We start from the raw sequence: 2,234 nt of genomic DNA, 5'->3' as shown, positions 1-2,234 counted from the left end.
TCGAAAGAAAAAGTGTTGTTTTTAGAACTGTTATTTGTTAGACTAAACATATGGGTTTCCTTTCTGATTGTGATTTTTTTGATGCTTATATCATAAAGGGGAACCCTTTTTTTGTCCAGTCATATGTCTCACCCAATGGGTGAAAATCAAAAATTTCTAGAAACCTTGATCTATCAGGGATTCTGGAAGTTTTTTTAGTTATCTATGAATAATTCGGGTTGAATTAACAAATTTTAAAGATTACTTACCATTAAATTTAGATATTACAGGTAAAAATCAGTTGATTTATAGGCCGGTATTAGCACCAAATCAATTAAAATGGCTCTTGAACCAGCTTTAACTGAAGAACAGTTATATAATCACATGAAGAAAAGCTCTAACTGGTCCTTCAATTACAATGGGAATCATGATTTTTATAAACAGGATTGTCTTGACTTTTTAAGAGACACAGATTTCCAGTCTTTTTCTCAATATGGAAAGTTGGTAAATAGAAGATATATAGAAGCTAAGAGAATCTATTTATTTGATAGTTACTTTAGGAATTTTCTTCAAGAGATACTAGAGCGTATTGAAGTTTTTTTGAAGAAAAGTACGGCTGACGCTCTGACAATTGGATATAATAAATAAATCTATATTTTTGAAGATGATGATCTTTATTATTCGGGACAGTCTAAATACTGTAAAGAAAATCCTAAGAGGCAGGACCTTGTTTTGAAAACAAAATATCATTTATCACGATTGGTTTTGGAAAAACAAGATGATGCTATAATCTGCAAACAGATTAATCAGTATGGGGTCGTGTTGCCATGGACAGTTTTTCGTTTAATGACATTTGGAAACCTAACGTCTTTCCTTATTGCTCTACAACCAGAATATCGAAATAAAGTTGCTGCTCATATCAGCTCAGTCTTGAATCAAGAAGATAAGATTCCAGCAAAAATCCTATTATCTTGGTGTAATGCGCCTCGCTATCTTAGAAATATTTGCTCACATAATGGCAGATTATATAGCCGCTTACACCATACATTACCTGCTTTTCATCGCTCTGATAGAGAGTTACTAGAGATAGATTTAGATAATGACGGTAAAACATTACTTATTTACTTTATAGCAATGAGACATCTTATCTTGTCTATGTCTTTAGAATCCCAAAGTTTTTGGAATAAAAAGTTGCAAAAACTCCTAGAAGAAAGTTATCGGGAACAGATAGATTTGAGACACTATGGTTTTTCTAAAAAGTGGATAGAACTGTTGACAATAAATATAGGATAGCTGATTATTCGAATGTAACAGTTTTTCAGACTGTTTTAGCAAGTTGACAAAAGCCTTAGAATCTGGTATAGTGTGACTATGCGATGAGTCGATCGGTAGCGCAAGCTACCCATCAAGCATAGGAGGTCATATCGCAGGAGCGGACCTTGATGAGTTGTGTGAACCTGCTCATCACACGGAAGTGCCTTTCGGATCCCTCCTCTTTTTGAGTGAGGGATTTTTTCGACTAGAAGTGGAGGAAAAGTATGCAAGTCATTAAACGTGATGGACAAGTAACCGAATTTGATCCCGATAAAATCTACCAAGCTATTTTAAAAGCAGCTCAGTCTGTTTTTGTACTCGATGATTCACTCCGTCAAAATCTAGCTCAGGTCACTAAAAAAGTGGTGATGGATTTAGAGGAAGCCAGAGTTGAAAAAGCAACCATCAGCATGATCCAGTCCATGGTTGAAAATCGTCTACTAGATGCTGGTTATATCAATATTGCCGAGCACTATATTTCCTACCGCCTCCAACGGGATTTAGAACGCAACGGCTATGAGGACCGGATCAACGTTCACTTAAAATTTGAACAGTTAAAATAAGCGACAGATATTTGTGATACTAGATTGCGTTAAAAACTAGTTTAAATACACACCAGGCAGCAAGTCGAAGCTAACGACGTGTGGATGTAAACTAGAAAGAATATGAACCTCAAAAAAAGCTTAGGATCCTGTTAGGTGTAACAGCGATTCTAAGCTTTTTCTTGCTTACAATTGTCTTTAAATCCAGCCTTGCTCCCGGGCAATTTTAGCGGCTGCGGTTCGGTTTTCGGCGTTTATACTTAACAAAAATCAAAATCTGAATTATAATAGATAGTATGAAATTCACACAAGATCAAATTAGAGAATTAAAATCAGCTCTTAAAAATAAACAATATTCTGCCTATCATAAGCGTATCCAAGCAGTCTATTTGCGTTCCC

General features: G+C 35.3%; 3 protein-coding genes. All 3 read left to right on the top strand.

The genetic code is table 11. The annotated features are described in order from the left end of the window. Nucleotides 1–318 precede the first annotated feature (318 nt). Nucleotides 319–627, top strand: a complete 309-nt coding sequence (locus tag E5983_RS09930; protein WP_228064548.1) for a hypothetical protein — start codon at nucleotides 319–321, stop codon at nucleotides 625–627. Continuing rightward, nucleotides 628–1,272: an Abi family protein gene (locus E5983_RS08930; protein ID WP_331251111.1), complete on the top strand. Its 645-nt coding sequence runs from the start codon at nucleotides 628–630 to the stop codon at nucleotides 1,270–1,272. Nucleotides 1,273–1,517: 245 nt separating this feature from the next. Further along, nucleotides 1,518–1,856: an ATP cone domain-containing protein gene (locus E5983_RS08925; RefSeq protein WP_160333481.1), complete on the top strand. Its 339-nt coding sequence runs from the start codon at nucleotides 1,518–1,520 to the stop codon at nucleotides 1,854–1,856. Nucleotides 1,857–2,234 lie beyond the last annotated feature (378 nt).

The sequence above is a fragment of the Streptococcus danieliae genome, from assembly GCF_009767945.1.
In the GTDB taxonomy this organism is placed as follows: Bacteria; Bacillota; Bacilli; order Lactobacillales; family Streptococcaceae; genus Streptococcus; species Streptococcus danieliae.
This window is presented reverse-complemented; position numbering and strand designations above follow the sequence as displayed.